This is a genomic window from Rhodopirellula sp. UBA1907, from assembly GCF_002337565.1.
GTDB classification, from domain to species: domain Bacteria; phylum Planctomycetota; class Planctomycetia; order Pirellulales; family Pirellulaceae; genus Rhodopirellula; species Rhodopirellula europaea.
In genome coordinates this window covers 22,496-48,313 of record NZ_DDGH01000053.1, presented here as the reverse complement: position 1 = coordinate 48,313, position 25,818 = coordinate 22,496, and the positions used below count along the sequence as shown (strand labels likewise).

Sequence of the window (25,818 nt, the reverse complement as noted above, 5' to 3'; positions counted from 1 at the left end):
CCAATGGTATGGACACTATTGAGAGTTTTTAGAAAGTCAACTGAAATATTCCGCTCATTTGATTGGTTCGTTGAGAGTGGCACGGATCTGCGCGGTACTGTTGCACGGGCAAAGTCTAGCCATTGCGCAAGGATGATCGATTGCCCAAGGAAGCACAGTGACCAAGGCCCCGAGGTCATGATCGCTTCTTCGCAGTGACGCTTTCAACTATCCAATCGAGGCGAATGTGAGTTCCCTTCCACCTAACGTTTCTGACGCAACAAGCAGTCAGCGGTACAACGTCCTGAAGAAGTTGTCCAACGCGTCCGTTGTTTCGTGTTTCTCCGCAATTGACACGACAACCGGTGGAAAGGTCATCCTGCGCGAGGTCCCCAAACTCTTCTTTCAAGAGCGCGGTTTTCATCGATTCAAAACAGAATCGCGACTCACTTCAGGCATTTACTGCGAGACGTATTCGCGGCCGATTGACTTCATGGTTGGCGAGACCCACCTGCAAGTGGTGTATCCGTACGTGGAAGGAGTCAGCCTGGCGCGGCGGTTTCGAAAGCGTCCGCTGACGGCAACCGAAGCGATGCTTTTGGCCAAAGATTTGTTTGAAGCCCTCGAGCAGATCCATCAGATTGGGTGCATTCACAGGGATATACGCCCGTCCAATATCATTGTGCGTGACGACGCACGTTCGGTGCTGTGTGGTTACGTTCCGTTGTGGTGCCCGGAACTGTTTGGCAAAGACGATTTGTTGGCTCGCGAGTGTGCGACTTATACCTCGCCAGAGTTGTCCGGCATTATCGATCACGATATCAGCGAAACATCGGACCTCTATTCGGTTGGGCATGTTCTTTATGCCGCGTTGACCGGTACACCGGCTTTCGCGGGCGACGTCAGCGAAATCTTATACCGGCACATGACCGCGGACCCGGATGCCGGATGCTACCCAGATGAGACACCGTCGGTCGTCATCGCCTTGGTTGAAAAGCTTATCCGGAAGGAACCTCGCGATCGTTATCAGAGTGCATCCGCGGTGCTCGATGACGTGAAGACAATTCTTCATCAACTGAAGACTGGTGGCGTCGCAGATGACTTTGTTATTGGAAACACTGACAAGCGGACCGTGCTAATTGACCCCGCCTTTGTGGGTCGCGATGAGCACGTTCGGACGCTTGAGAAGTCGTTGGACAATGTCCTGGATGGACGCTCCGAACGCGTGTTGCTGCGAAGCGAATCGGGGATGGGAAAAACCCGATTGCTAAACGAAGTCTCACGATTGGCTTCACGAAAACGTTTCTTGGTCTTGCGTGGACGATCGCTGCCGGATGCAAATCAACAGCCTTCGGCGATCTGGCTGCAGGCGATGGATCAGCTGGTCAAACACTTGACCAATGACCCCATCATGCTGGAACGCACTCGCGAAAGAATGGAGCCTTATCGGCAGGAAGTCACGACGGCTTTGCCGGCACTTGCGAAGGCTTTTGGATGGGGCAATGCAAAGCTTTCTGGGCCGGATGAATTCGGGCAGGGACGAATCGTTTCCGCGTTCCGAACCTTGTTCACTGAATTGGGGACTCCTGATACAAGCGTGATGATCACACTCGATGATTGTCAGTGGATGGATGACCAATCCTTCCGCATTTTACAAGCCATCTGTGAGTGCCCCGCTCGTCACCTTTTCCTTTTCGCGGTGACTCGTCCCAGCGAGGGGATGTGCACTCGACTCAACGACGATTTGAGTTTCCCCGTCAAGCTCGAGCTCGGCCCGCTCACCGACCAAGCGGTTCAACAGCTTGCCGAATCGATGGCAGGCCAGCTTCCAACCGAAGCGATCGAGGTGGTTCAGCGTTTTGCCGGTGGCAGTCCCTTCATGGCCTCCGCGATTGTACGTGGTTTGGTCGAGTCCAGTGCGCTTCGTCCGGCTGACAAATGTTGGGTGGTCGATGATGCAAAGTTGTCAAGTTTCCAAGCAGCCGATGATGCCAGCGAAATTCTCGTCGACCGACTGACACGACTCCCCGTTGAAACCCGTGAGTTGCTGACCGCCGCCGCGGTGATTGGTCGAGACTTCAATTTGGAAGTCGCAGCCGATTTGGTCGGCATCCGACTGGCGGACGCGCACCGCGCCATTCATCCGGCTCGAGTCCAGAGATTGGTATGGAGCCGGCCCGATCGCGTGTTGGCTTTTGTGCACGACAAAATTCGCGAGTCAATCTTAGAAGAATTGAGCGCCGATCGTATTCGATCGATGCATGGCCAAATTGGACAGTACTACGTCGAACATGAGCCTCTTGAATTCTTCAAGCTGGCCTACCACTTCGACGCCGCGGAGCTACACGAACAGGCATTGCCGTTCGCTTTGAGAGCCGCGGAAATTGCCAGAAACAGTTTCTCGCTCGTCAGTGCAGAAGAGCAGTTGCGGATCGCGACTCGCGCGATTTGTCACGCCGATCGCTCCAAACAGCATCACATCGAAATGATGATGAGCGATGTGTTGATGCTGCAGGGCGAATATGACAAGTCGGAAGCGTGGCTCGACCAGGCGTTTGAAAGTGCACAGACCGATACACACAATGCTCGCGTGCTTCTCAAACGAGGTGAACTGCACTTCAAACGAGGCAGCAAGAATTTGGCCGTTGAATGCTTCGAGGCCTCTTTGCGGCAACTGAAGCAACCTGTGTGCAACAACCGGCTGTCTCTGATGGCTCGCATCGCACTGGAGGCGGGGCGTCAGGTTCGCAACTCTTTGCTGCCCTGTTTTGTTGGGCGCCGATGTGGTCAGCCGTCTGAAGAAGAGCAAATGTCGTTGTCGTTGTACAGCCAGATTGCTCATGCCTATTGGTACACTCGCGACAAGTATTACACCCTGTGGGCTCACTTGCGTTCCATGAACGCGGCCGAACGTTTTCAGCCGACTCGCTATTTAGCGCAATCGTATTCCGAACACGCGCCCGTGATGACGTTGCTGCGATGGGAAAAACGTGGGGTCGAATACGCGCGACGGTCGCTGGAGATCCGCAAGGCATTCAATGACGTTTGGGGACAGGGGCAAACTCGCAACTTCCTCAGCATTTTGTTGCTGTCGTTTTCACGATACGAACAGTGTGTGGAACAGGCCGGCCAAGCGGTGAAGATGCTTGAACGCACGGGTGATTACTGGGAAGTGCACATCGCTCGCTATCAACTGGCGGCATCGCTGTATCGACTGGGGCGACACAAAGAGGCGCTCGAGCAATCACGAATCAACTTTGAGTCCGCGATGAAACGCGGTGACTATCAAGCGACGGGCAATATCATCGACGTGTGGGCTCGTTCGACCAACGGCGACATTCCTGAAGAGATCATCGAAAACGAACTGGCTCGAGACTTGGCTGATTCCCAACGAATGAGTCAGGTGTTATTGGCGAAGGGTGTTCGCGAATACTATCAGGACCGTTTTGCTGAAGCGGTCCAGTCGTTCTCGCGAGCAATCTCCGTCGCGGAAGACACGCGTGTTTCAAACACCTACGTCAGTCCGGCATACCCGTGGCGCTGCACCGCCATGCGGCGACTGTTGGAAACCTCGGTCCCGAGAAGTGCTCAACGTCGTCGGAAAGCGATCGGCGAATTGGGGCGAGCCACGAAATCAGCCGTTAAGGTGAGCAAGCAATTCACCAACGAAATTCCTCACGCGTATCGTGAACGCGGTGCTTATCTGGCCTTGGCCGGAAAGCTTCGAGCGTCACGGGTCTGTTTCCAAAAGAGCTTGCAGGTTGCGGAATCTCAGGGCGTGGTTGTCGCTCACGCGAAAACCATGATCTTGTTCGCTGAATACGCGGCCGAATTTGGATGGCCGATCGATAGCGATGCGATCGAAGAAGCTCGCGGAACATTATCGGAATTGGAATGCAGCGACTACGACGTCAACGAAGGCGGCTCGCTTTCGTTGGTCAATCGGTTCGACTCGTTGCTAGCCTCAGGAAGACGTATCGCGACAAGCGTACTGCCAGAACAGATCTATCAAGAGGTTCGTCGTGCGGCGACGAAAATTCTTCGCGGTGAGCAAGTCTTCTTGATCACTCGAACGGAGGATGAGCGGCTGAACACTGTTCCATCCGGAATGCCGTTTGATCCCGCAATCGTCATCGAGGTCGATCGGACTCGGCAAACCGTTGTCACCGACGTTGAGAATGCGGTGTCCAATGGCATCGCAACGACCAAGCAAGGCACGTTCCTATGCAGTCCGGTGGACGTGAACGATCAGACTGTTTCGTACCTCTATGTCAGCAACGAACGATTTAGCAATCTCTACGACGACGATGAGATCCGTATTGCTGACTATCTGACATCCGCAGCGGGTGCTGCGATGGAGAAGGCGAATAGTTTCCAGCAGCTTCAAGATTTGAACCTGAATCTGGAGAAGAAGGTTCACGAACGGACAGAATCGGTTGTTCGGCATTCGAAAGAACTCGAATTGACCGCTCAGCAATTGACCGCGACCAAAGAGAAACTGCAAGTTGCGAAAACTGCGGCTGAAGCAGCCAACCATGCAAAGAGCGAGTTCTTGGCCAGAATGAGCCATGAGATTCGCACGCCGATCACCGGCATCTTGGGATTCACCGAGTTGTTGTTGCGTGGTGTGGTCACCGACGACGCGGAACGTGAATCGCATTTGCAAACCATTCACTCCAATGGCTTTCATCTGTTGAATCTGCTCAATGACATCTTGGATATTTCCAAGATCGAAGCGGACAAGATTGAGACCGAGCGGGTGCTGTGCAATCCGAGTTGGATGGTCCAAGACGTGATCGCGTCGTTGCGTTCCAAAGCGATTGAAAAAGATATCTCCCTTGAAATTCGCGTCGATAGTGATTTCCCCGAAGAGATCTACAGCGATCCGACTCGACTGCGCCAAATTCTCACGAACCTCACCAGCAATGCGATCAAGTTCACCAACCAAGGTGGCGTGACGATCTCGATCAGTGCCGTTGGTTCGGGTGAAGCTGGCAGCAAGATGAAGATTGTCGTGGAGGACTCCGGTATCGGCATGACGGAGGAGCAAACCGCCTTTATCTTTGAACCGTTCAAGCAAGCGGATGTTTCGACCACGCGGGAATATGGTGGCACCGGATTGGGGCTTTCCATCAGCAAGCGTTTGGCGGAGGCTCTCGACGGAACGTTGGAAGTCGAAAGCAAGCGAGGTTTCGGAACGCAAATGATTTTGGACTTTAACATCGAGTGCCCGTCGGGTGTTCGAATGCTGAGTCCTGCTGAAGTTCTGTTGCCCAGCAATGGTGTCAAAGACAATCAGTTCGACGTGGTTGATTTGACGGGGGTCCGTGTGCTGGTAGTGGATGACTGCGAAACGAACCGGCGATTGCTGTCGTTGTTGTTGCAAGACGCGGGAGCCGAGGTCGAAATTCGATGCAACGGTCGAGAAGCCGTCGATGCACTGCGCAGCGAGCCGTCAATGGTTGACATCGTCCTCATGGACATGCAGATGCCAGTGATGGATGGATACACCGCGACATCCGCGTTGCGTGAACAAGGGTTCCATGCACCCATCGTTGCTCTCACCGCGAATGCGATGACCGGTGACGAAATCCGTTGTCGCGAAGCTGGATGCACGGACTACCAGACCAAACCGCTTGATCTCAACGCACTGCTCCAGTGTGTGGCCGGAAACACAGTTGGCGGAAACGGTGACACGCCGAAGGTTGCTTCCATCGATGAGCCAGCGCCAATGATCGATGAGCCAACGCCTGCGATTGTGGAAGCAATGCCATCGATTGAGATGGATTCGCAGTCGCAAGTTGAAGGCGAACCGCTTGTTGTATCGACTGGGGGGCTTTCACACGAAAATCAGGAACCCGAAGTAAGTACGAACGCGGAACACGAACCATTGAATGACGAAGCTGATTCAAAGAAGGAAAAGATTTTCAACTATGATTGGCTGCATGAGTTTGCTTGCGATTTGATCGACCAACTTGACGAAACGATGCCGAGCATCATCAACGCCTACGATCGCGGCGATTTGGAGCAAGTTGGCAAACATTTGCATCAAATTCGTGGTTCCGGCGGGACCGTCGGTTTGCTGCAACTGTCTGAAATTGCTGCCCAAGGGGAATCGGCGATCGAGGTTTCCGAATGGGAAACGCTGCGAAACACGCTGACCGAGCTGCAAAATTACGTCAGTGAAGCGATCCAGGAAAAGAGCTCGTCTTCGGACAATGCTTCAACCGGTTCGCTCGACGCCTCCACCGACATCAGTGGCTAGTCCTGGATCGATACGTAGCGAAAATCACTGTTCAAAACCTCGATGATTGAGGTAGATTGTCTTCCTGATTTTGATATCGCATCCAATCAGGCATCGATCCCATCTGCGTCTTCTGGACGGACTTGTGTCATCTGCCAAATTTGTTCGCGAGTTCGTCGCAAGGTACGCCAACTGCGTGTACACCTTGCCAATTGCCCGAGCCGAAGGCGGAATGAAACGTGAGTGTGCTGAACGACCGATCATCGTCTGCGGTCGTGTGCGAGTCGACACAACGAACCTCGCAACGCTCGAGCGGCGACAAGCTCAGCCTATGCTTCGCGATGGTGGCACTTGCGGCATTGCTCGGATGCAACCGTTCGAAGAACAACGTTGTCGAAACGGATGATTCACCGGTCGTTCAAGCTGACTCCACCGCTGATACCACGCGTCCAGGTGGCGACGACAATGACACGCGAGTGACTCTGACGGCTTCACAATTGAGGCCGGTGATCGAACTGGAAGAGGGTTTTGTTGCTTCGGAAACCTGTCTGCAGTGCCACGCCGACGAACACCAATCCTGGCACGCGTCGTTTCACCGAACGATGACACAGGTTGTCAGCATCGAGACCGCTCCGAGTGCCATCGCGGACGGGGAAGTTGTTGTTCAAGGCAAACGATACCTGTTCGAGCAAAGTGGCGATTCGTTCTTCGTGACCTACTCGGATCCGTTTCGAGGTGGCATGACGATGCGTCGTGAGCTGTTGATGATGACAGGCTCGCATCACATGCATGTGTTTTGGCACGAATCAGACCGCCCCGGAACGCCAGCTCAACTCGATATCGTCTATCTGATCGAAGAAGACCGTTGGATTCCTCGAGACTCGAGTTTTCTTCAGCCTCCGGATCATCATGCTGGGTTGGAGCTTGGGACCTGGAATCGGACATGCAGCCGGTGTCATTCAACGCACCCTCGAGAACGTTTCAACGCTGATGCCCAGGATTGGAGCACTCGCGTTGCGGAGTTTGGGATCGCTTGCGAAGCCTGTCACGGCGAAGGTCGCGGGCACGTGCTTCGACATGCCAATCCAGAGAACGATGCAACGTTGAGTCAAGTTTTGGCGGAGTCGGAGAATGACGCCGAGACGAAGTCGGACGATTTGATCGTGAATCCCGCAAAGCTTTCCAAGCAAGCATCGGCGGATGTTTGCGGCCAATGCCACAGCGTTTTCACGCCTGACTACGAAGTGGTCGCGTTGAAGGAATACGAGCAGAACGGCAACCCGTTCCGACCGGGAGATTTGTTGGACGATCTCGGGTTTTCGAAGGTCGTTCGAGCGTCAGCGGAGCATCGAGAATCGGAGGCGTTTCAGCAGTGGTCCAAAATGGAAGACGTCGGCGGTGCATTCTGGGCAGATGGAATGCCTCGGATTGCTGGGCGAGAGTACAACGGGTTGATCGAGTCGGCTTGTTTCCAGCACGGCGAGATGACGTGTTTGTCCTGCCACCAAATGCATCCGGCGTCAGGGGACGACAAGGATGCAACGCCTCAATTGACTGAATGGCGAAACGATCAGTTGGGCTCGGGCATGGCGGGTGATGACGCGTGCCTGCAATGTCACTCGGAGATGGGCGATCAGATTGAGATGCACACGCATCACGCGGCAGGATCCCATGGCAGTCGTTGCATGAATTGCCACATGCCTCACACCACCTATGGATTGCTCAAGACGATTCGTAGCCACCAGATTTCCAGTCCATCGATTGCAGAGAGCCGACTCACGGACCGCCCGAATGCGTGTTCCTTGTGTCACCTCGATCGCGGCTTTGATTGGGTGTCCGGACATCTGCATGATTGGTATGGGCAGGAGATTCCAGAACGCACGAAGTCCGAGTCCGATGTTGATTTGTCGACATCCGCGTTGCACTTGCTCAGCGGCGATGCGGCTCAGCGTGCGGTGCAGGTTGCAGCGATGGGATGGAAGCCGGCGCAGGAAGCATCAGGAACTGAGTGGATGGAGCCCTATCTGCTTCTTGCGCTGAACGATCCTTACGACGCGATTCGCATTGTCGCGGAGAAGTCGCTGCGTACGCTTCCCAACCGTATTTCAAAACCAATGGATGCGATGGCACCTGTTGGGGAACGCATGGAGGCTTTCAATGACGCGATTGAAGCGATCGACGAGAGTTTGAAGATGGAGCCTAGGCCTTCGGTTCTAATCAACGAAGAAGGGCGATTCGATTTTCTGCGAGCCAGAGAGTTCCTCGAACGTAGGAACCATCGTCCGATTCATTTGCGAGAATGATTCTGGCGTGACCATGGGACGGTCGATTCTTGTTCGATCACCAAGTAGCGATGGTTGAGTGGAACGTTCTCAATGATTTGCTCTGTCCCCGAGGGCCACAAGATGGTGACTTTGCACGGGCCAACTGAATTGCCCAGTCCAAAATCGAGTGCCGCTTCGTTGCTGGTCAAGAAACCTCCGTTGATCACCCAGTTGGTCCAGCGATTCGCGCCGGATTGAACCTGGACAGTGGCTCCAACTGCGTCGCGTTCGCTGGTCGTTCCAACCAATTCCAATTGTAGCCAGGATTGCTGGTCGGATTCGTTTCTCAACAGTTCCATCGGTTGATCCAGATGATTGCCGACAACGTCCGGCATTCCATCTTGGTCCCAGTCCAACACCGCGAGAGCGCGGCCGAGAGTCGGTTGCGACCAGAATCCATCAGCTTGTCTCAAGTCGGCGTTGGATGGACTGGAGACCAACTCGAAGTGATCGTCGTGTCCTTGATAGAGTTGCGGCAACATTCGAAAGGGGACGCCTCGGTGCGTGTGATTCACAATGTGTCCGTTGAGAACCATTAGGTCAGGACGTCCGTCGCGGTCAAAGTCGGCAGCTTGCGTTCCCCAACCCACCGTTGATTTGCTGGATTCGCGAATTTTCCAGGGGCGACTGGAGTGTCGAAAGATCGCATCGTTACCCTGAAGGTACAGGTCGGCTTCTTGGTCCCAGTAGTTGGTGACGTGCAGGTCGGGCAGACCGTTTCGGTCAAAGTCAGCAAGCGTGAGTCCCATCGATCCATGTCGACCACCTTGTTGGCTCGTCGCGATGCCTGAGAGGTAAGCCGTCTCTTCTGCTTCCCACTTAAAGGATTTCGTTTGGTCGTCGTTTTCGGGTGTCAGCTGCGAACTATTGGCCGCGTTTGATCTTCGATTTTGCCAGAAGAAATTCGCATCCCCGTCATTGGCGATGTAGACATCGTTTCCGGATTGGGCATTGAGATTGCCGATGATCACCGCGAAACCGTGACCGGCGATTGAATCAGACGCGACCGCACCATCGGCTTCTGTTGACGAATGAATGGATTGGAATTCGCCGGTGGGATTGAGCGAAAACCACCGATCCGCCGCGGGTTTAAATCGACTGGGGCCGCAGGCATCGTTGTCCGGCACGCAGGGGATATCGAAAGCGGACGGATCATTGATGTAATTCACCTCAATCAACTCAGGTAAATGATCGCCGTCCAGGTCTCCACAAGCAATCGATGTTGTCCATTGATCGTTGCCGAAGCTGTGTAGCTCGCCACGCGAAAACGTTCCATCACCGTTGTTGAGAAGAATGACGTTCTGACCAATGTTTGCGATCAACAGATCCGGGAACCCATCCTGGTTGGTATCTGCGACCGTGATACCTTGACCGTAACCGTTGTCAGCGGAATGCGACGCTGCCGTGACATCCGCGACTGAGGTGGATGAAAGATTTCGGAACAGTTGGTTCGATATGCCTGACTGCCGAGTGAGTGCATCTTCGCCGGCTTGAGCACAGTAAAGATCCGGCCATCCATCGCGATCAAAGTCGATGACTCCGATGCCGCCGCCCGTTTGTTGATGCAAGTAAAATTCGTTGTCGGCTTGATCGTCGCCGTTGTCGTATTGAAAGTGAAGCTTCAGGTCCGAAGTGATGCGTCGGAAGCGGATGGGTGCGGGAACGGATGAAAGCTTGCTCTGTTCGGACGAAATTGGTTGATCGGTTTCGGGCGACTGCGAGTCGCGAAAGTCTGGCATTGGCCAATTTGAGAGCTTTGCTTTTGACCAGGGGACGGTTGAGTCGGCGTATGACTCATTGGCTGCGGATTGCTCTTTCAATCGATTTCGTTTGAGGTCGAGAGCAGCTTTGTCGCTTGGTTGGTTGCCGGTCTTGGCAACTGCGATTTGCTGCCACGCGATCGATTGCCATGGACGTCCCAGTTTGTCCAGCAAACTGGCCATTTCGCGATATTGGGCTGGCGTGCCGGAGGCCAATCCAAAGATTTTTGCCAGTTCCGAAGTTCGTTCCAGCATCTCAAAATGCCGCATCGCTTCGTCAGCCCCGTCGGTTTCTCCGATCTGACGAAACGATCGAGCCATCGAGACCAGCGAATTGCGATCGGTCGGATCAAGCTGAAGAGCCTCGCCAAAACAACGAATCGCGGCGGAATGTTCTTCTCGATTCTGTGCGAGTTGCCCAATCGCGTACCAGTATTCGGGTTCAGACGTGATGCCTGGGGGCAAGTCCTGCCGCCACTTTGCGACGGCGTCGAAATCTCCTAGGTCGGCGAGTATCCGGCCTTGGAAAGCGGCGATCGCTGTGGAATTTGGATATTGCTGTCGAAGCTTCGCAAGTGATTCACTGGCTTCCGACAGTTCGCCTTGGTCCCGCTGCCTTCTCGCGAGCGAGAACTGTGCGAGTGTTGGTTTTGAGAAGTCTGGGGCGGGCAGGGTTTCATCAACGAACGCATCGCCCAGCGTGATCATTGAGAAAAGTTCCCGTTCACTGGCTTGGCCTTCGCGGATCACTGGTTGCAGAACTCGACTGGCGGCAACTCGATGACCTGACTGATTCAAAATTTCGACCAGACGATGACGGACTCGAGCGTCATCCGGTCGATCCTGCAAGCGACTTTGCAATAGATCGATGGCGGCTTCGTACGCATCGGCTTCGAGATAAAAGTCAGCTGCGACCAATGCTGCCGTGGTCGCGCGGTCTTGGCTTTCAAATGGGATCGAAGCGAGCAGCTCCGCCGCGGCGACGTTATTGCCCATCCGGTGCTGGATCTCAGCCTTCAGCCGCAACACCTCTTGATCGTCCGGATTGCTGATCAGCAGTGGCCCAACGATCTCGTTTGCACGCTCAACTGAGCCGAGTTCAAGTTCTTTCTTAGCCAATGCGATTTGTTCGTCCGTGTCCAAGTCGGTCGTCTGCTTGGCTGCTTCTTTGAGTTGCTGTCGCTTTCGAAGCTTGTCAAAGTTGGATGGCTCGGAGCTGCAACCGGCAATTTGCAGGCACAACGCAAACAGAAGGATCGCTTTCGTTGGTCTGCCTTGAAACCTCGGTTCATTGCACATGCTTGTTCATCGGAATCGGCTGAGCAATTCCCTCCGTCAACAGGTAGTCGCGGCCCGCTTCGAGTTCTTTGAATGATTGGCTGTGCCCTGAAGGCCAATTCACAACGATGTCGGCGTTGTTTGATGCATCCGGCAACGCGAATGAGAGCCTTCGTTCGTTGCTGCCCATGTAGCCATCTCCGGCGGTGAGTTGGAGCGTGCGTTTATCTCCCGCTGATTGGACCTCAACAGTGGTCCCAATGGCGTCTCGATGGCCCGATGTCGCTTGGAACCGCAGCCCTATCGATTCTGAGGAAACTTCGGATTCATTGATCAGCAAGGCGACGGGTTCGTAGAGATGCGTGATCAAAACGTCTGTTCGTCCATCCAGATTTGCATCGAGAGTCACCAACGCTCGGCCGAGGTGCTCGCGTTCGAAGTAGTCGCCGAGGGAGTTGTTTGGTTGTTCCTGCCAGCGTCCGGATTCCAATCTGGTGAACAGCTGCGGGGGCATCTCGTAGCCGATGTCCGTGCGGCCGGTGTCGCTGACGTGGCCATTGGTGACCAACAGTTCCGTGGCTCCGTCCGAATTGAAATCAGTCCATGTCGTTCCAAAACCGAGTTGGTTCAAGGAAGGTTCGTACAGTCCAACCGCGTGCGTTCGGTCTTCCCAAAGGCCGGGGGCAACTTGCTCGTAGTAAGTATTGTGTTCTTCAGCGAAATGGGTGAGGAAGAAGTCGAGGTCGCCGTCGCCATCGGGATCACCGGCGGCCATCCCCATCGACGCTTGCGAATTGGACTGCCCGCTCATTGCCAAACCGCGAACGGTGCCGAGGTCGGTCAGTCGTATTGTGGCGGCGGTGGACTCGTCACCTGCAACGCTCGACGTCGACCACAGATGGTTGACGGACATGTCGTTCGCAATGAACAGGTCGAGCCCCGGTGTTTCATCGAGTTGTCCCGCGATGATGCCGAGTCCTCTGCCAATGTTGGTCGGCTGCATCCAATCACGGCTGACGTTTTTGAATTGGCCAGTTCCATTGTTTTTCCAAATTCGGTCGGCACTGGCTTCGAATTTCAGAGGCGGGCAGCTAGCCAATTTGCCCGTCGCGTCGCTTCGGCACGGTGTTTCGTAGGGGGCTTTGCCGCCGCAATAGTTGACCTCGAACAAGTCCGTATTCCCATCGCCGTCCATGTCAGCGATGACCGCGGAAGTGGTCCATTCGTTTCCGACCAAATTCATTTCGTCTGATACATCGCTGAAGGTGCCGTCGCCGTTGTTTCGGTAAAGACGATTGCGGCCGATGTTCGCATCAAACAGATCCGGAAAGCCGTCGTTGTTGTAGTCACCTGACGTGATCCCTTGAGCGAAACCAGTGTCGGCGTAACCGCTAGCCGATGTCGCATCAGAGAATTGACCGTCTATATTTCGAAACACATGATTAGGGCTTGAGTTGCTTTGCATCGGTGCACCGTCAAGGTTGGCGATCGCAACGTCAGGCCATCCGTTCAAGTCAAAGTCGAGTACCGCGGCGCCACCACCGGTGCTATGATAGATCCAGTGCCCTTCCGTCTCCGCCTCGGGTGCCAGAGAAACGGTGTGCAACAAACCTCTCTGCTTTGCCTGTTCGACAAATCGAACCGGCGATTCTTCTATTCGGTTCGCGATTGTGCGAGCGTTTCGAACGTCAGCGTCCCACGTGACCAAAGGCATGTCACTGATGTCGATCGAACTCGCCACGAGACTGGCTTCGGTTTGCCATGGAGAGTCCGGACGCAAACGAGCTCGTATCGCGAGGTGAGCTTGATCGATGGTGGCGACTGGATCCTCCGGTAGCGATTTCGCGAGGCTGGTCCAAGCTTCCGCTTCCCACATCCTGCCCAAGTCAACCATTTGATAGGCGACCCGGAGAGCGGCGATTTGTGATTTTGAATTGCGTTCAAGAAACGTCTTGACCGCGTCATTCAATCCGGCGATTTGATCGAATCGTTTCGCCACTCGGTTGGATTCGTCTTCATGGCCGATTTGCCGCAGGCTGGCCTGCAACTGCGAGAGCGTCGGTCCATGGTTCGATTGATGCAACCGCGACGCTTCGGTAAAAGCGCAAACTGCGGCGGCATGATCACCGGTGTGGTTCGACCAAATGCCAGCGGCAGTCCAGTACTCCGGCAGAGTCTCCAGGGCCGCGGGTTTGTTCGTTGCCCACTCGACCAGATCCTTTCGCCGGCTGGCGTCGCTTGGATCAGCGATGGCCAACGCAACCAATGCGCGACCTTGCAGTGCCCACGCCGGGAGGAACTCAGGATGCCTTTTCAATACGGCTGGCAGACGCTTCGAAACTGCTGACCAGTCTTGCTTTTCGGCGTCCAGTTTCGCGAGGGCGTAGTGGGGGCGAAGGTCTTCCGGGGCACGATCCAGAAGTTTGCGGCAAAACTCGGGATCGGGTTGAACGCGATCAGGGTTGGCCAATACGACCAAGCTTTCTTCGTCTCGAAGGTTGTTCTGGATCAACCATTGCAATGGTTTGACCGCGTCATGATTGAGACCGAGTACCGTGACGAGCCCCGCCAAGTCATACCGTGGACGTTCCAGGTCGGGGTGAGCTGAGATGGTCTGCTTCAGAATCTCGACCGATTCATAGGCGTTCGCGGTCGCCATCAGATTTTTCGCCAGTTTGTCCAGCAACGCGTAGCCGGGTTGCGGCGTTTGCTCGACCGCGTCGCGATACCACTGGATGGCTTGCGGGGCATCGCCCAGGCGAGAGGCGATGTCACCCGCCAGTTCCATCGCTTTGGTGTCGGATGAATTCGTTAGCAGGTGTTCGCGAAGGGAACGTTGTGCGTTTGGGAAGTCGCCGATGCGAACCGATTTCACCGCCTCGCGGTAATGAATACCGGGTGCCGCAACGTTCTTCGCGGGAGGCTTGGCCGGTTCAGAGTGAGTTTCCGACGGAGTGGAAACGGATTCCCCCCCCGACCCATTGCATCCCAAAAGAAGGCAACACGCGAGGCAGTTGCCAAAAACGTTGAGGACAAGATAGGTTCGACTCACTTTGGACTCAGAGATACCGAGTTGATTGGGGCATGTGGAAGCGGGACGTCAGATCGCCAATTGACGCCGCCAAGTTTCGCGACATGTCACGACGCTGGAACGCCTCGATGAGACCGTTTTGAAGGACGCGTTTTGCAATCGGCACTGCGTTCGAGCAGCGATACTTCTAAGATAGCGGATTGGCCGCCGCCGATACTCCACCTCGACATCCCTTTTGCACGACACAAATTGATGAAGTTTTCTTCGGTTCGATTCGATCGCACGCTCTCGCGTCAATCACCTATCGTTGTCTTGGGAATCGCATTGTCCTTCGTGGGCGGATGTGGTGGTTCGGGGACGGAAAAAGATTCGCCAACCAGTCAGCCGCCGATTGCTGCTTCGACGGACGAACCGGCTCCCCAAACATCACCCGAGCCAGTCGCGGAGCCTCCTCGAGTCGACACGGCAAAAGAGTTTGACGAGTTGCTTCGGACTGCGAAGTTTGCCGAAGCCGAATCACTGTTGAAAAGTGCAATCGAGCAAGATCCGGATGACATCACGGCGCGTCGTCTGATGGCGCAAATGCTGAGTGCTCAAGGGCGACGCATCGAGGCCAGTTATCACGTCCGACACCTGATTCGCTTGCGAGTGATCCAGCAATACGAGTTGCTCAGTCTCATTGATCTGAGCGGCCCCTTTGGGCTGGTGAACTACGGTCAGATGCCGGGCATGGAACCAGATACTTTGTTCGGTTTGGGAGAAGCTCGGCGGGTCTATTTTTCGCCCCGCGCTGACGTGGACGAGGTTCTATCCATGCTGATGAAAGTTCGTCGCAAACACCCCGATCACTCAACTGTGGTGGCGCTTACCGGTCGTGTTTTGGCCGAAAACGCGAGGTGGAGCGGATTGCAAGAATGGATTGCGGAACTGCCTGAGGACGTGAAAAAGGTTGGACCGGTCACTGCGAGTGATGACGGCATCGCTGGAGTGAATCGGCCGATGACGTTGCGAGACGAGCCCGAGTTTTGGATCGCGATCGGGTTGTGGCTGGATCACGGCGGATTGCACGAAGAAGCCGTCAATGCATGGACTGAGACGCTTCGGCGCGATCCAACCAACCGAGCGGCACTTCGTTTGATCGTCTCGACGACGGAGAAGCATCTGCCGGAGGACTCGCGTTGGAGCAAAGAGCTGCCCCGACTGCGTCAGTGGATTGGTGATCTCGACAAAGTCTTTCGTTTGGCGCGAGATGCTGACGCCGAGCAGGCGGCGTGGATTGCTGAACGCATGCAGAGTTGGTTTCGGCCTTGGGAGTCGGCGGCATGGATGATGAGAGTGGCCCAGCTCACTGACCGGGTGGCGGCAGTGGTGCCGGAACTCGATCAACGTCGTGAATCGTTGTTGGCGTGGGAATCTCAAGCGACCGAATTTCAGGCTCAGCAAGCTCGTCTGCAGCGTTCAATGGGATTCACGCCAAGCCCGTTCGAGATGCCATCGTTGAACGAATCGATCGCGATGGATGGTGAAGCCGACGAGTCCTCGCGGTCTCCGCTCGTGTTTCAGGACGTTGCTTCAGAGCTGGGGATCGACACTGAGTTCACGACGGGATATCCGGCGGATGGCAAAGAGTTCTATCTGCATCAAGCCAATGGCGTCGGGCTCGCCGCCTTGGATTATGACTTGGATGGTCGTTGCGACACCTATTTTGCTCGAGCGGGAGGTGATCCGAACGAGTTGAACTCTCTGCCAAACCAGCTTTATCGGCAGCTACCCAGCGGCCGATTCGAGGAGGTGACTGAGACCTGCCGTGCTGACGATCGTGGGTTCGGTCAAGGAATATGTGTTGGCGACGTGAATCAGGATGGATTCCCGGACATTCTGGTCGCGAACATTGGTCGGAACAGTGTTTACATCAATCAAGGCGATGGCACCTTCCAAATCGATCCCAAGCTGATCAACGGAAACGAAGAACGCTGGACCTCCAGTTTAGGACTCGCCGACCTGAACGGCGATGCACTGCCCGACTTGGTGGAAATCAACTACATCGACGATCCGCTGGCGTTCGAAGTGATGTGCTCGACCCCGTTCGATAATTGCCAGCCACAAAGCTATCGCGTTGCCCAAGACTACGTCTATGAGATGAAGCCTGATGGGACTTTGAGCCCCTGGCAATCCGTTTGTGAGGCAATGGCCGAACGGCCGAAGCTTGGTTTTGGTGTCATCATTGGCAATTTTGACGATCGCTGTGGGAACGATTTCTTTGTTTCCAATGACGGCGACCTGAACCATTTTTGGGTCTCAAAATGTTCCGAGACTCCCACCGGCGGTGAATCGTCAGGGGGCAGTGCCAATACAGAGTCCGACACCATCACCACGATGATTGAGAATGCTGGTCTCGCGGGTTGCGCAGTAGGGCGAAGCGGGATCGGAGAGGCATGTATGGGCATCGCCGCCGGCGACTTCAACCGAGATGGGCGTTTGGACCTTCACGTTACGAATTTTCACCAAGAGTCGGTCAATCTATTTATGCAGACGGCCGGCGGCTTCTTCGCCGACGAGGCGCTGGCTTTTGGTTTGGACACGCCCTCGAGATCCACGACTGGCTTTGGAACTCAAGCCGCTGACTTCGACAACGACGGCTGGTTGGACCTTGCCATCCTAAATGGCCATTTGTTCAACAATATGTCTCAGAGTGTCCCGTTCGAAATGTTGCCGCAATTATTTCGAGGCGGACAACGGGGGTTTGTATCAGAGCGACCCCAAAAGAGCGGGGTGTATTTTGAAGCTCAGCAAATAGGCAGAACGCTCACCCTATTGGATTACAACAGTGATGGGAGACTCGACCTCTTAGCAAATCACCTTAATAGACCAGTTGCACTGCTGAGGAACGACACTCCTTCGGAGGACTCGGTTCAGCTCGAATTCATCGGGAAAACCAGTGAAAAGGCGGCTGTCGGTGCGGTGGTAACGGTGTCGTACCAGGCAGGGGGGGAGACTCGAGAGATCACGGACTTTGTACTGTCTGGCGGGGGCTACATGAGCACCAGCCAGGGGTTGTTGCACATCGGTTTGGGTGAAATTGATGGGGCTATCATGATAGATATATCCTGGCCTTCAGGTTTGAAGGAAAACATCAAATCCTTAGAAGCCAACAAACGGTATCAAATCTTAGAAAGCTCTGGCGTGATTAACGCTACTCGCTATATTAAATAGTGTTGGTAAGGTTGCCTTACCATTCGATTAACGACCGCTCCCAGTTCCGTCTCTTTTATGGGATTGTGAACTCTTGCGTCTCTTGGGTGGTCGCATGTCCCCACTATTAGGTCTAGCAATATGTACCGAAGCTTTGTGTTCTGTCTGTTTTCATCCCTCGGATGCATCGCGATGCTCGGATGTGGATCTAGCGGGGAGGCCCAATACGACCCATCTGAGGTTCCTGCCATGACGGAAGAAGAGAAGCAGGCTCAGGCAGACTACGACGCACAGATGGAAAAAGAGTTTCAAGAACAGTACGGCAACTAGTTCTGGTATTGGATTGCGGCTTTCGTCGGGGCCTAGGGCGGAAGAGTTGTTTTGGAATGGCCGGTTTGAGATGGCGTCTATGTTAACCGCTCGGTCGTTCTTTCTTTTGTGAAGGTGACGCTCTGTCGCCTTTCTTACGTGTTTTGCTGGCGCTAAGAAGTTTTCGTTTTGGAACGCCGGCTGTATTTTCTTTCTTTTCTAGGATTCTCGATTTATGAAAAGCAATCAAACCCGACAGGGTTTCACCCTTGTCGAACTCCTGGTCGTTATCGCGATCATCGGAGTACTCGTTGGGCTCTTGCTGCCGGCTGTTCAAGCCGCACGTGAGGCCGCGCGACGAATGAGCTGTAGCAACAACTTCAAGCAAATGGGCTTGGGGCTGCACAACTACCACTCGGCATACAACAAGCTGCCTAAGCACAAGGGTGGCACGCACATCGATGGGGGTAACAACTACACCCACAACCGCGGTTACCTCTCGTTCTTGGTCGGCATTTTGCCTTTCGTTGAGCAACAGGGCATGTGGGAAACCATTTCAAACCCGTTCAACTTTGACCGGAACGGCAATGCGTTGACTCCGCCGAACACTTACGCGGCAATGGGTGGCACGCCTTGGAATGAGGATTACCAACCGTGGTTGACTCAGGTGCCGATGTATCGATGCCCGAGCGATCCGGTTGTTCCAGCCGGTACGCAGGTTGCGTTTTCGAACTATGCCGCTTGCACTGGGGACGCGTTCTTCGAACAGCATCACAACGGTATTCAAGACGGGAACGGTCAGCCCAGTGGCGATGGTACTTGGGGTGCAACCGCCGGTAACCGTTGGGCTCGTGGAGCGTTTCACGGTCGTAACTTCACTGGTTTCCGCGACATCTTGGATGGTCTTTCCAATACCATTTTGTGTGGCGAGATCGTTGTCGGGAACGGCAACCGAGAGATCTTCAGCTCCATCCACCGCGATGGAAACGTTGCCAATCTACCACCAAGTCATTGGGCGACTTCTGGTGTCATCGATCCAGCCCGTCCACAGTTCTGGTCCGACAGCGCGAACTGGGATGGCAATGCCAACCACCAACGCGGTCGACGTTGGGCAGACGGTCGTCCGACCTACACTTCGTTCATGACGATTGGGCCTCCCAACAGTTACAACGTCTGTCGAGGCGAAGGTAACTTCGGAATCTATTCAGCCGCGAGTCGCCACCAAGGTGGTGTTCACATCTTGATGGGTGACGGGGCAGTGAGATTTGTCACATCATCCATCGACGCCGGGAACCAAGACCACGTTGCCTATGGCCGTGACAATGGTGACGGTCGTGGAGCGAACGGTGGTGCGGGGCGTGAAAGCCCGTACGGGCTGTGGGGTGCTTTGGGCACTAAGGGCATGAAAGAAGTGATCAGCACCGAGTTCTAATCAACACCGAGTTCTAATCAACTCAGTGATCTGACCCACTCAGCCTGCTTCCAAACCTTGACCGCATGTTGCTTTAGCAGCATGCGGTTTTTCATGCGCTCGCGAAGACGCCCTGAGTCGCCAGTATGCGCCTCGAGTGATTGAGCCCAGGTGGATTTTTCCGCCAGCGGCATTGGACCCGCGAATTGGGCTTTCAGGTGCGTCATTGGGGAGATGACATTGGCGTGAGGCAAAAGAAAAACGGACGTTGCTCGTAGGAGCAACGTCCGTTTGTGATTTAACCTTCATGTCACATGTTTCCAAGATCAGCGGACTGCTCTCGGTTCCATGCGAACTTGTCTGCTACTAGCAGTTGGTTAAGGAATGTTGGCGTCCGTTTCCTTGCCGTTTCGAGTACCAAGAGCGCCCCATACTCCAAATGGGCTTTCTTTTCCTCCATCGACCTTGGTTCCCCATCCGCCGGTGACTGGATCGGATCCAATCGCAGGTGACATTTGGTTACCCGTATCGATTGACTCGGTTACGAACCTCACTGCTCCATCGGACATCAGCACGTGAACACCGCCAGCATGGTTGCTACTCGGAGTGATGTAGCCGGTGTTCCCTTCCGCTTGCTGCACGCTGTAACTGTTGGGAGGCCGGACCGTATGAATCGCACCATATGCCATCCGGCCATCAGGCCAACGACGGCCTTTGTGGTGATGGATCGTGTTCGTGTCGACCCCAACCGTACCACCACCGCCACCAGGAGCGAGTGCCTCGGAATACCGCGTCGGCTTGAGAGGATCCACTAGGGTTGCCTCCCAGGAACCAGGCGGATTGTTGACCGGTCCCTTAGCGTTTCCACCGGCGGTGTAGATAGCACCCTTTAGTGAAAGGTCGCCTGCGTAGGCGATGACTTCGCCAGCAGCGATCGTATTGGACAATCCATCGACGATGTCACGGAAGCCCTGGAAGTGGCGTGCCCGAAAGACACCTCGCGACCATTTGCCCCCGGCAGCAGCACCCCATTCACCACTATTGCTGGCATTGCCTGCATCGTCGACGCCGCCATGCTGTTGCTCGAATGTGGCGTCGCCTGCACAAGCGTTGTAGTTGCAGAATGCGACTTGGTTCGAACCGGATTCACGTACGGTTGGGTCACTAGGGCATCGGAACGAGTTCACTTGCGTCAACCAAGGGGCGTACCCAGTGTGCCAAGGCACGGGGCCCATCGGTTGAAAGTTTCGAACCGTTCCTCCAACGTCCTTTTCCATTGGGTTACTGATCTGCTCCCAAAGGCCTTGTTGCTCGATGAAGGGAAGTAGCCCAACTCGCCAACTTAGCCAGAAGCGATTGTTGTGATCACCACTCGTGCCACCCTCATTATCTGTTCCACCAGAAAGTGCGGGTAGCATGTTGTACGAGGAATGATAGTTATGCATTGCGAGACCAATTTGCTTGAAATTGTTGCTGCACTGCATGCGTCTCGCAGCTTCTCGGGCGGCTTGGACTGCGGGCAAAAGAAGCCCAACCAAGACACCGATGATTGCAATCACAACCAGCAATTCCACGAGCGTGAAAGCTGAGCGATTGCGGAACAAGCTTGATTTGTTCATAGATCCTCCAGACAAAAAAAGAGAAAAGAAAACAACTCACCATTCAGCAGGTGAGCTAAGAACCTGCTTTGTACAAATCGAGCCTTATTGACCGGCTGGTTGACCGGTTTTCGGGTCGATTGCGTGGGACTCGTTGTAGTTCTCCATTGCTTCTTCCTCTGCTGCGGTCATGGGGGCAACCTCCCCCGGACCGACCGTGCCGTTATCGGCTCCACAACCAACGAGCGAGAATAGAGCGAGCGACAGAGAGAGGAGTAGAAGTGAACGAACCATTCGGGTTCCTTTCGGAAGAGGGGCGAAAAATACAATGCAAAGAGCGGAGAACGCACCCTTGCATGGTCAGTGTATTGAATTCGCCGCCATAGTCAACGTCAGTAGGTCCAGGCTATCCCCCGTAGTGAACCTGCGCCCATCCCGGCTTGCGGCTAAACGCATCGCCCCGGTGCAGATCTATTGTCCGCGTTGACCGAACCGCGATGGCGGTCATCAAGCGTCGACCCAATTACCGCACAGCCCACTCGAGGGGTGTTCTGCAGCTACTTTGAACGACGGCGTTCTCTTTTCTTGGGCTTCATGCGGTAGGTCGCACCATTGTCAGCTGGCATTGAACGGTGCCAGCTAACAAGATCCTTTGTCATTTCTGCGACCGTGTTGGGATGTTCCGCCGCGACGTCGGTGGTTTCACCTCGGTCAGAGTCCAGGTCGTAGAGTTCCGGTGAAGAGCCGTCGTATTCGCACAAGAGCTTCCATTTGCCTTGTCGCATTGCCAAATCCGGCAGGTCGTCCACGCCGTAGTACGAGTCACGGTCTGGTGGTCGTCGAAAGAAGATTGGTGCGGTTCGCGATTGGCCATCCCCGGTGAACACGGATGCGAGCGATTCGCCATCGAACGTTGTGTCCTGCGGGTGCTTGGTTGCCGTGATATCCAAAAGCGTTGGAACCAAATCAATCGCTGAAAAAACCGATGTCGTGTCGACGGCATTGGTTCGCGTCACAATACCGGGGCCCCATGCTATCAGCGAAGAGCGAATGCCACCTTCGTACAGATGCGTTTTCTGGCCGCGAAATGGTCCCGCCGATCCGGCACCTTGCTCCGGACCGTTGTCCGAACAGATCAAAACAAGCGTGTTGTTTCGCAAGTCTTCGTCGTTTTGGATTCGATCAAACAACTTGCCCAGTTGACGATCCATTTCTTCCAGAACCGACAGGTACAAACCGCGTTTTCCGTCAGCCCACTCATCCACGGGCGGCCAAAACGGTGAGTGCACGTCATCCGGCCAAAGATTGACGTAGAAGGGTTGGTTGTTCTTTTGAGCTTCATCGATGAACGGGATGGCAGCATCGACGAACCCGCCAGTGATCTTGGATCGCAACATCCAGCGATAGCCCTCACCCAGTCTTTCGGCGTCTGCCCATATTCGGCCGGGTTCGTCGTCACCAGGTTTCAGCGTGAGTGGCAAGAGTTTCGGCCCCATGCCTTCAAAGTTCGTCAGCGACTCGTCGAAGCCGTACTCGGTGATGTACGGCGCGTCGTCGACATTTCGCTGGCCGCCCATGTGCCACTTTCCGAAGTGCCCGGTCGCATAGCCCGATTGCTGAAGCGATCTCGCGAGCATCGGGGCTGCTGGATCGAGCCATTGAGCGATGCCTCGCTCGTTGTTGTGATCGCGATTGTTTAGGAACGAACCGATGCGCCAGCGCTGCGGGTATTGACCGGTTGAGATCGCGGTTCTCGAAGGTGAACAGATCGGCGAGTTCACATAAAACTGCTCGAACCTCACTCCTTCGCGGGCCATTTGGTCGATGCGAGGTGTCTGAGCATCCTGGTTTCCGAAACACGAAAAGTCTTCCCATCCCATGTCGTCAATGAACACGAGCACCACATTCGGACGCTGTTGTTCCGCCGCAGTGGCAACGAGTGGCGGGCACAGTGCGATTAGCGTGAAAACCAACAAGCAACAGGACGACCGGAGTGTGGTCGCCTTGAAATGTTGGAATGAAAGATGGGGCTCTATCATGGACAAGATTCCTTGGTGGGGAGGGTGGGGATTGGTGGGAGCGTCGCCAAAACGAGGGGATTCGTTTTGGTTTCGCCAATTTGCAATGGTGTTCGAAATGCGATTGTTGCTGTGTCGTGGCCGAGACGCAACTTTTCCCGACATCAGTGAAGACGTTCTGGCTAAAGAGAAAACGCCCGGATCAAGAGGGATCCGAGCGTTTGGCGAATTTGCATCACGGTGATTGATCAACGCGAGGTCAATCAATCAGTCGACTGGTTCGAGCAACGGCTCGTGAAGTTCAGCCAGTTCATCCGCGGGGATTTTGATCACCTTTCGATCGTATGTCATCAAGCCGTTGATTTCGCCTTCGACATCGGTCGTTTGAGTGTAAACACCTGCAGCAATTCCTTGTTGCTGAAGATCCTTCAGCTTTTCAATCGACGTCGTGTATCGATCTTTGTATTCGGCTTTGGTTTCAGGCAATCCGCCATAGCCCCAATTGCGCCGATTCGTGTCCCAAAGGTGTCCTTTGACGGGATACCCGTGACCTCCAAATTCGCCAATCACCTTGATGAAGTCATTGAACCGGCCGTTCGTGTTCAGCTTGAACGGGAACCCTGGATGCGGGTACCGGTGCTCGTCGACGATGTCACCAACCGGCCAAAAGTTGCCACCGCTGGCGATATTGACCAAACGCGAAGGGTCACGTTCAACCGTCCATTTTCCGACTTCCATCGTCAGGTGCTGTCCCCAAGCTTCATTGAAAGGGACCCAACAGACGATCGACGGATGGTTCTCAAGCGAATTAATCATCCACTCCAGTTCACGCATGAATTGGGCGTGAGGCTCGGCCGGCCAAGTCGCGTCGGTTGGGTTGGGATCAAGACGCGTCCATTTGGGCCAAGCACCTTCACCTGAACCGCCACTGACTTGGTCTTGCCAAACCATCATGCCCAACCGATCGCAGTGGTAGTAGTAGCGGCGTGGTTCAACCTTGATGTGTTTGCGAATCATGTTGAAACCGGATGACTTCAGCCATTCGATATCGAACAACATGGCTTCATCGGATGGCGGGGTGAGCAACCCGTCCGGCCACCATCCTTGATCGAGCGGTCCCCAGTGGAAGATGACTTTGCCGTTCAGTGTAAAACGCCAGTTCCCGTTGGCATCTTTCACTTTCCCGACGTCGCGAATTCCTGCGTAGGATTGAATCTGATCCAGCACTGCACCTTCGCTGTCGAGCATGGTTGCCTCGATCGTGTAAAGGTGCGGCGTGTCCGGTGACCAAAGCTTTGCGTTGGGAATCGCCAGCGTCGCCGATTTTGACTCAGTCGTTGCCGATGCAACCACTTTGCCGTCATCTTTGACTTTGATTTCAACCGGCGCACTGCCTTCTCGATCGACGGCGATTGTGATGGAACCGGCTTTTGCATCCGTCATGATTTTTAGATCGCTGATGTGCTGCGAAGCGACCTCTTCGATCCAAACGGTTTGCCAGATTCCTGAGACTTGCGTGTACCAAATCCCGCGGGCGTTCAAGGTTTGCTTTCCACGCAATTGCCACTCTTCCGTCGCATCTTCGACGCGGACGATCAGTTCGTTTTGCCCCGCTTTCAAAGCGTCAGTGATATCAAACGTGAATGGCGTGTTGCCTCCCGTGTGCGATCCAACGGGCTTTCCATTGACGAAGGCTTCGCACTGGTAGTCGACCGCTTCGAAGTTCAGAAGGGTTCGTTTGCCCTCGGTCGGAGTCCCCTCAAAGCTGCGTCGATACCACAGCGACTCTTCCGAATCGAGCAAGCGTTGGACGCCGCCAAGTTTCGATTCGAGCGGAAAGGGAACCAAAATTTCGCCTGCCCATTCGGCCGGCATCTCCGATTGCTTGGGAGTGATCGCGTAGGCCCAGTTGCCGTTCAGGTTGGTCCAATTGGATCGTTGTAGCTGAGGTCGTGGGTATTCGGTCCATGCGTTTTCCGCGGTGACTTCGGCTCCCCACTTTGTGATCAGTTCTGATTGAAATGGCTTGGTGCTGAGTTCCGGCTTGGGAAGTGTTGGAACGTTCTGTGAATCGACCACGTGAACATCGATGAACTGTCCGCCAGTTTTTTGCACACAGTGCACCGCCATCAGGTTTTTGCCGACGTGAAGCGCTGACGCTTGCGTGGGTTCGAGCGGAACCGTGTGGTATTGAGTGCTGTAGCCGCTCAGTTTGGCGACCAATTTCCCATTCAAATAGACTTCGGCGTCTTCGTCGTGATGCACCAACAGTGCAGGGATCCAGGGAACCGATTTGAGGTCAAAGGACTTCCGCAGCCAGATCGAGTCGGTGTCCCAAACATGTCCAATTCGTGCGGCGGGGGTGCCATGCGTGCCAAAGCCTCCATCCGCATCCGACCATTCTGAATCGTTGAAATCGGGTTGCTGCCAGCCCTCGCCGGGATCGTTTAGTTGAAAATTCCACTTGTCGTTGATTTCTTGCGCGGTCGCGACGGAACCAAAAAGCGAGAGCAGCAGGCCACTCAACAGCATCAGATACTTCGATATGAACTTAGAACGATCATTCGTCATGGGGGGATCTCTTTAGGTCGGGGATACGGTGAATTCGACAGCCACCGAGTGACGCAGAAACTGAGAGCTCCTGCGTGAGAACTGGCTGGCGAATAAGTTGCGG

General features: G+C 54.7%; 11 protein-coding genes. 5 read left to right on the top strand and 6 right to left on the bottom strand.

Going from position 1 to position 25,818, the window contains the following annotated elements:
- Nucleotides 1–226: 226 nt before the first annotated feature.
- Entirely contained in the window at nt 227–6,244 is a 6,018-nt protein-coding gene (locus B2R17_RS11205) for an ATP-binding protein (RefSeq protein ID WP_286764051.1), read from the top strand.
- Between the two features lie 218 nt (nt 6,245–6,462).
- Nucleotides 6,463–8,526, top strand: a complete 2,064-nt coding sequence (locus tag B2R17_RS11200; protein WP_286764050.1) for a hypothetical protein — start codon at nt 6,463–6,465, stop codon at nt 8,524–8,526.
- On the opposite strand, the gene B2R17_RS11195 is transcribed toward B2R17_RS11200, so the two are convergent.
- A complete protein-coding gene (locus tag B2R17_RS11195; protein WP_286764049.1) occupies nt 8,511–11,606 on the bottom strand; it encodes an FG-GAP-like repeat-containing protein in 3,096 nt (1,031 codons plus the stop codon). The two genes, B2R17_RS11200 and B2R17_RS11195, sit on opposite strands and share 16 nt — an antisense overlap.
- Complete coding sequence (locus tag B2R17_RS11190; protein WP_286764048.1) at nt 11,596–14,637, bottom strand: FG-GAP-like repeat-containing protein; 3,042 nt, start codon at nt 14,635–14,637, stop codon at nt 11,596–11,598. Before B2R17_RS11190 ends, B2R17_RS11195 begins: the two co-directional genes overlap by 11 nt.
- 231 nt (nt 14,638–14,868) lie before the next feature.
- Between B2R17_RS11190 and B2R17_RS11185 the strand changes: the two genes are divergently transcribed.
- The 3 genes from B2R17_RS11185 (at nt 14,869) to B2R17_RS11175 (ending at nt 19,549) form a co-directional block, all read left to right on the top strand.
- Nucleotides 14,869–17,829, top strand: coding sequence for an FG-GAP-like repeat-containing protein (locus B2R17_RS11185; protein WP_286764047.1), 2,961 nt, complete (start codon nt 14,869–14,871; stop codon nt 17,827–17,829).
- Between the two features lie 120 nt (nt 17,830–17,949).
- Nucleotides 17,950–18,138 carry a hypothetical protein gene (locus B2R17_RS11180; RefSeq protein WP_008672650.1) on the top strand — a complete coding sequence of 63 codons (189 nt, stop codon included), beginning with the start codon at nt 17,950–17,952 and terminating at the stop codon, nt 18,136–18,138.
- A 214-nt stretch (nt 18,139–18,352) separates the two neighbouring features.
- A complete protein-coding gene (locus tag B2R17_RS11175; protein ID WP_008672648.1) occupies nt 18,353–19,549 on the top strand; it encodes a DUF1559 domain-containing protein in 1,197 nt (398 codons plus the stop codon).
- 356 nt (nt 19,550–19,905) lie between these two features.
- Here B2R17_RS11175 and B2R17_RS11170 read toward each other — a convergent pair whose 3' ends face one another.
- The 4 genes from B2R17_RS11170 to B2R17_RS11155 form a co-directional block, all read right to left on the bottom strand.
- Entirely contained in the window at nt 19,906–21,147 is a 1,242-nt protein-coding gene (locus B2R17_RS11170) for a DUF1559 domain-containing protein (protein ID WP_286764046.1), read from the bottom strand.
- Nucleotides 21,148–21,231: 84 nt separating this feature from the next.
- On the bottom strand, nt 21,232–21,420 hold the full coding sequence (locus B2R17_RS11165) for a hypothetical protein (RefSeq protein ID WP_286764045.1): 189 nt from the start codon (nt 21,418–21,420) through the stop codon (nt 21,232–21,234).
- Nucleotides 21,421–21,683: 263 nt separating this feature from the next.
- Nucleotides 21,684–23,165, bottom strand: a complete 1,482-nt coding sequence (locus B2R17_RS11160; RefSeq protein WP_286764044.1) for a sulfatase-like hydrolase/transferase — start codon at nt 23,163–23,165, stop codon at nt 21,684–21,686.
- 246 nt (nt 23,166–23,411) lie between these two features.
- A complete protein-coding gene (locus B2R17_RS11155) occupies nt 23,412–25,715 on the bottom strand; it encodes a glycoside hydrolase family 2 protein (RefSeq protein WP_286764043.1) in 2,304 nt (767 codons plus the stop codon).
- Nucleotides 25,716–25,818: the final 103 nt, after the last annotated feature.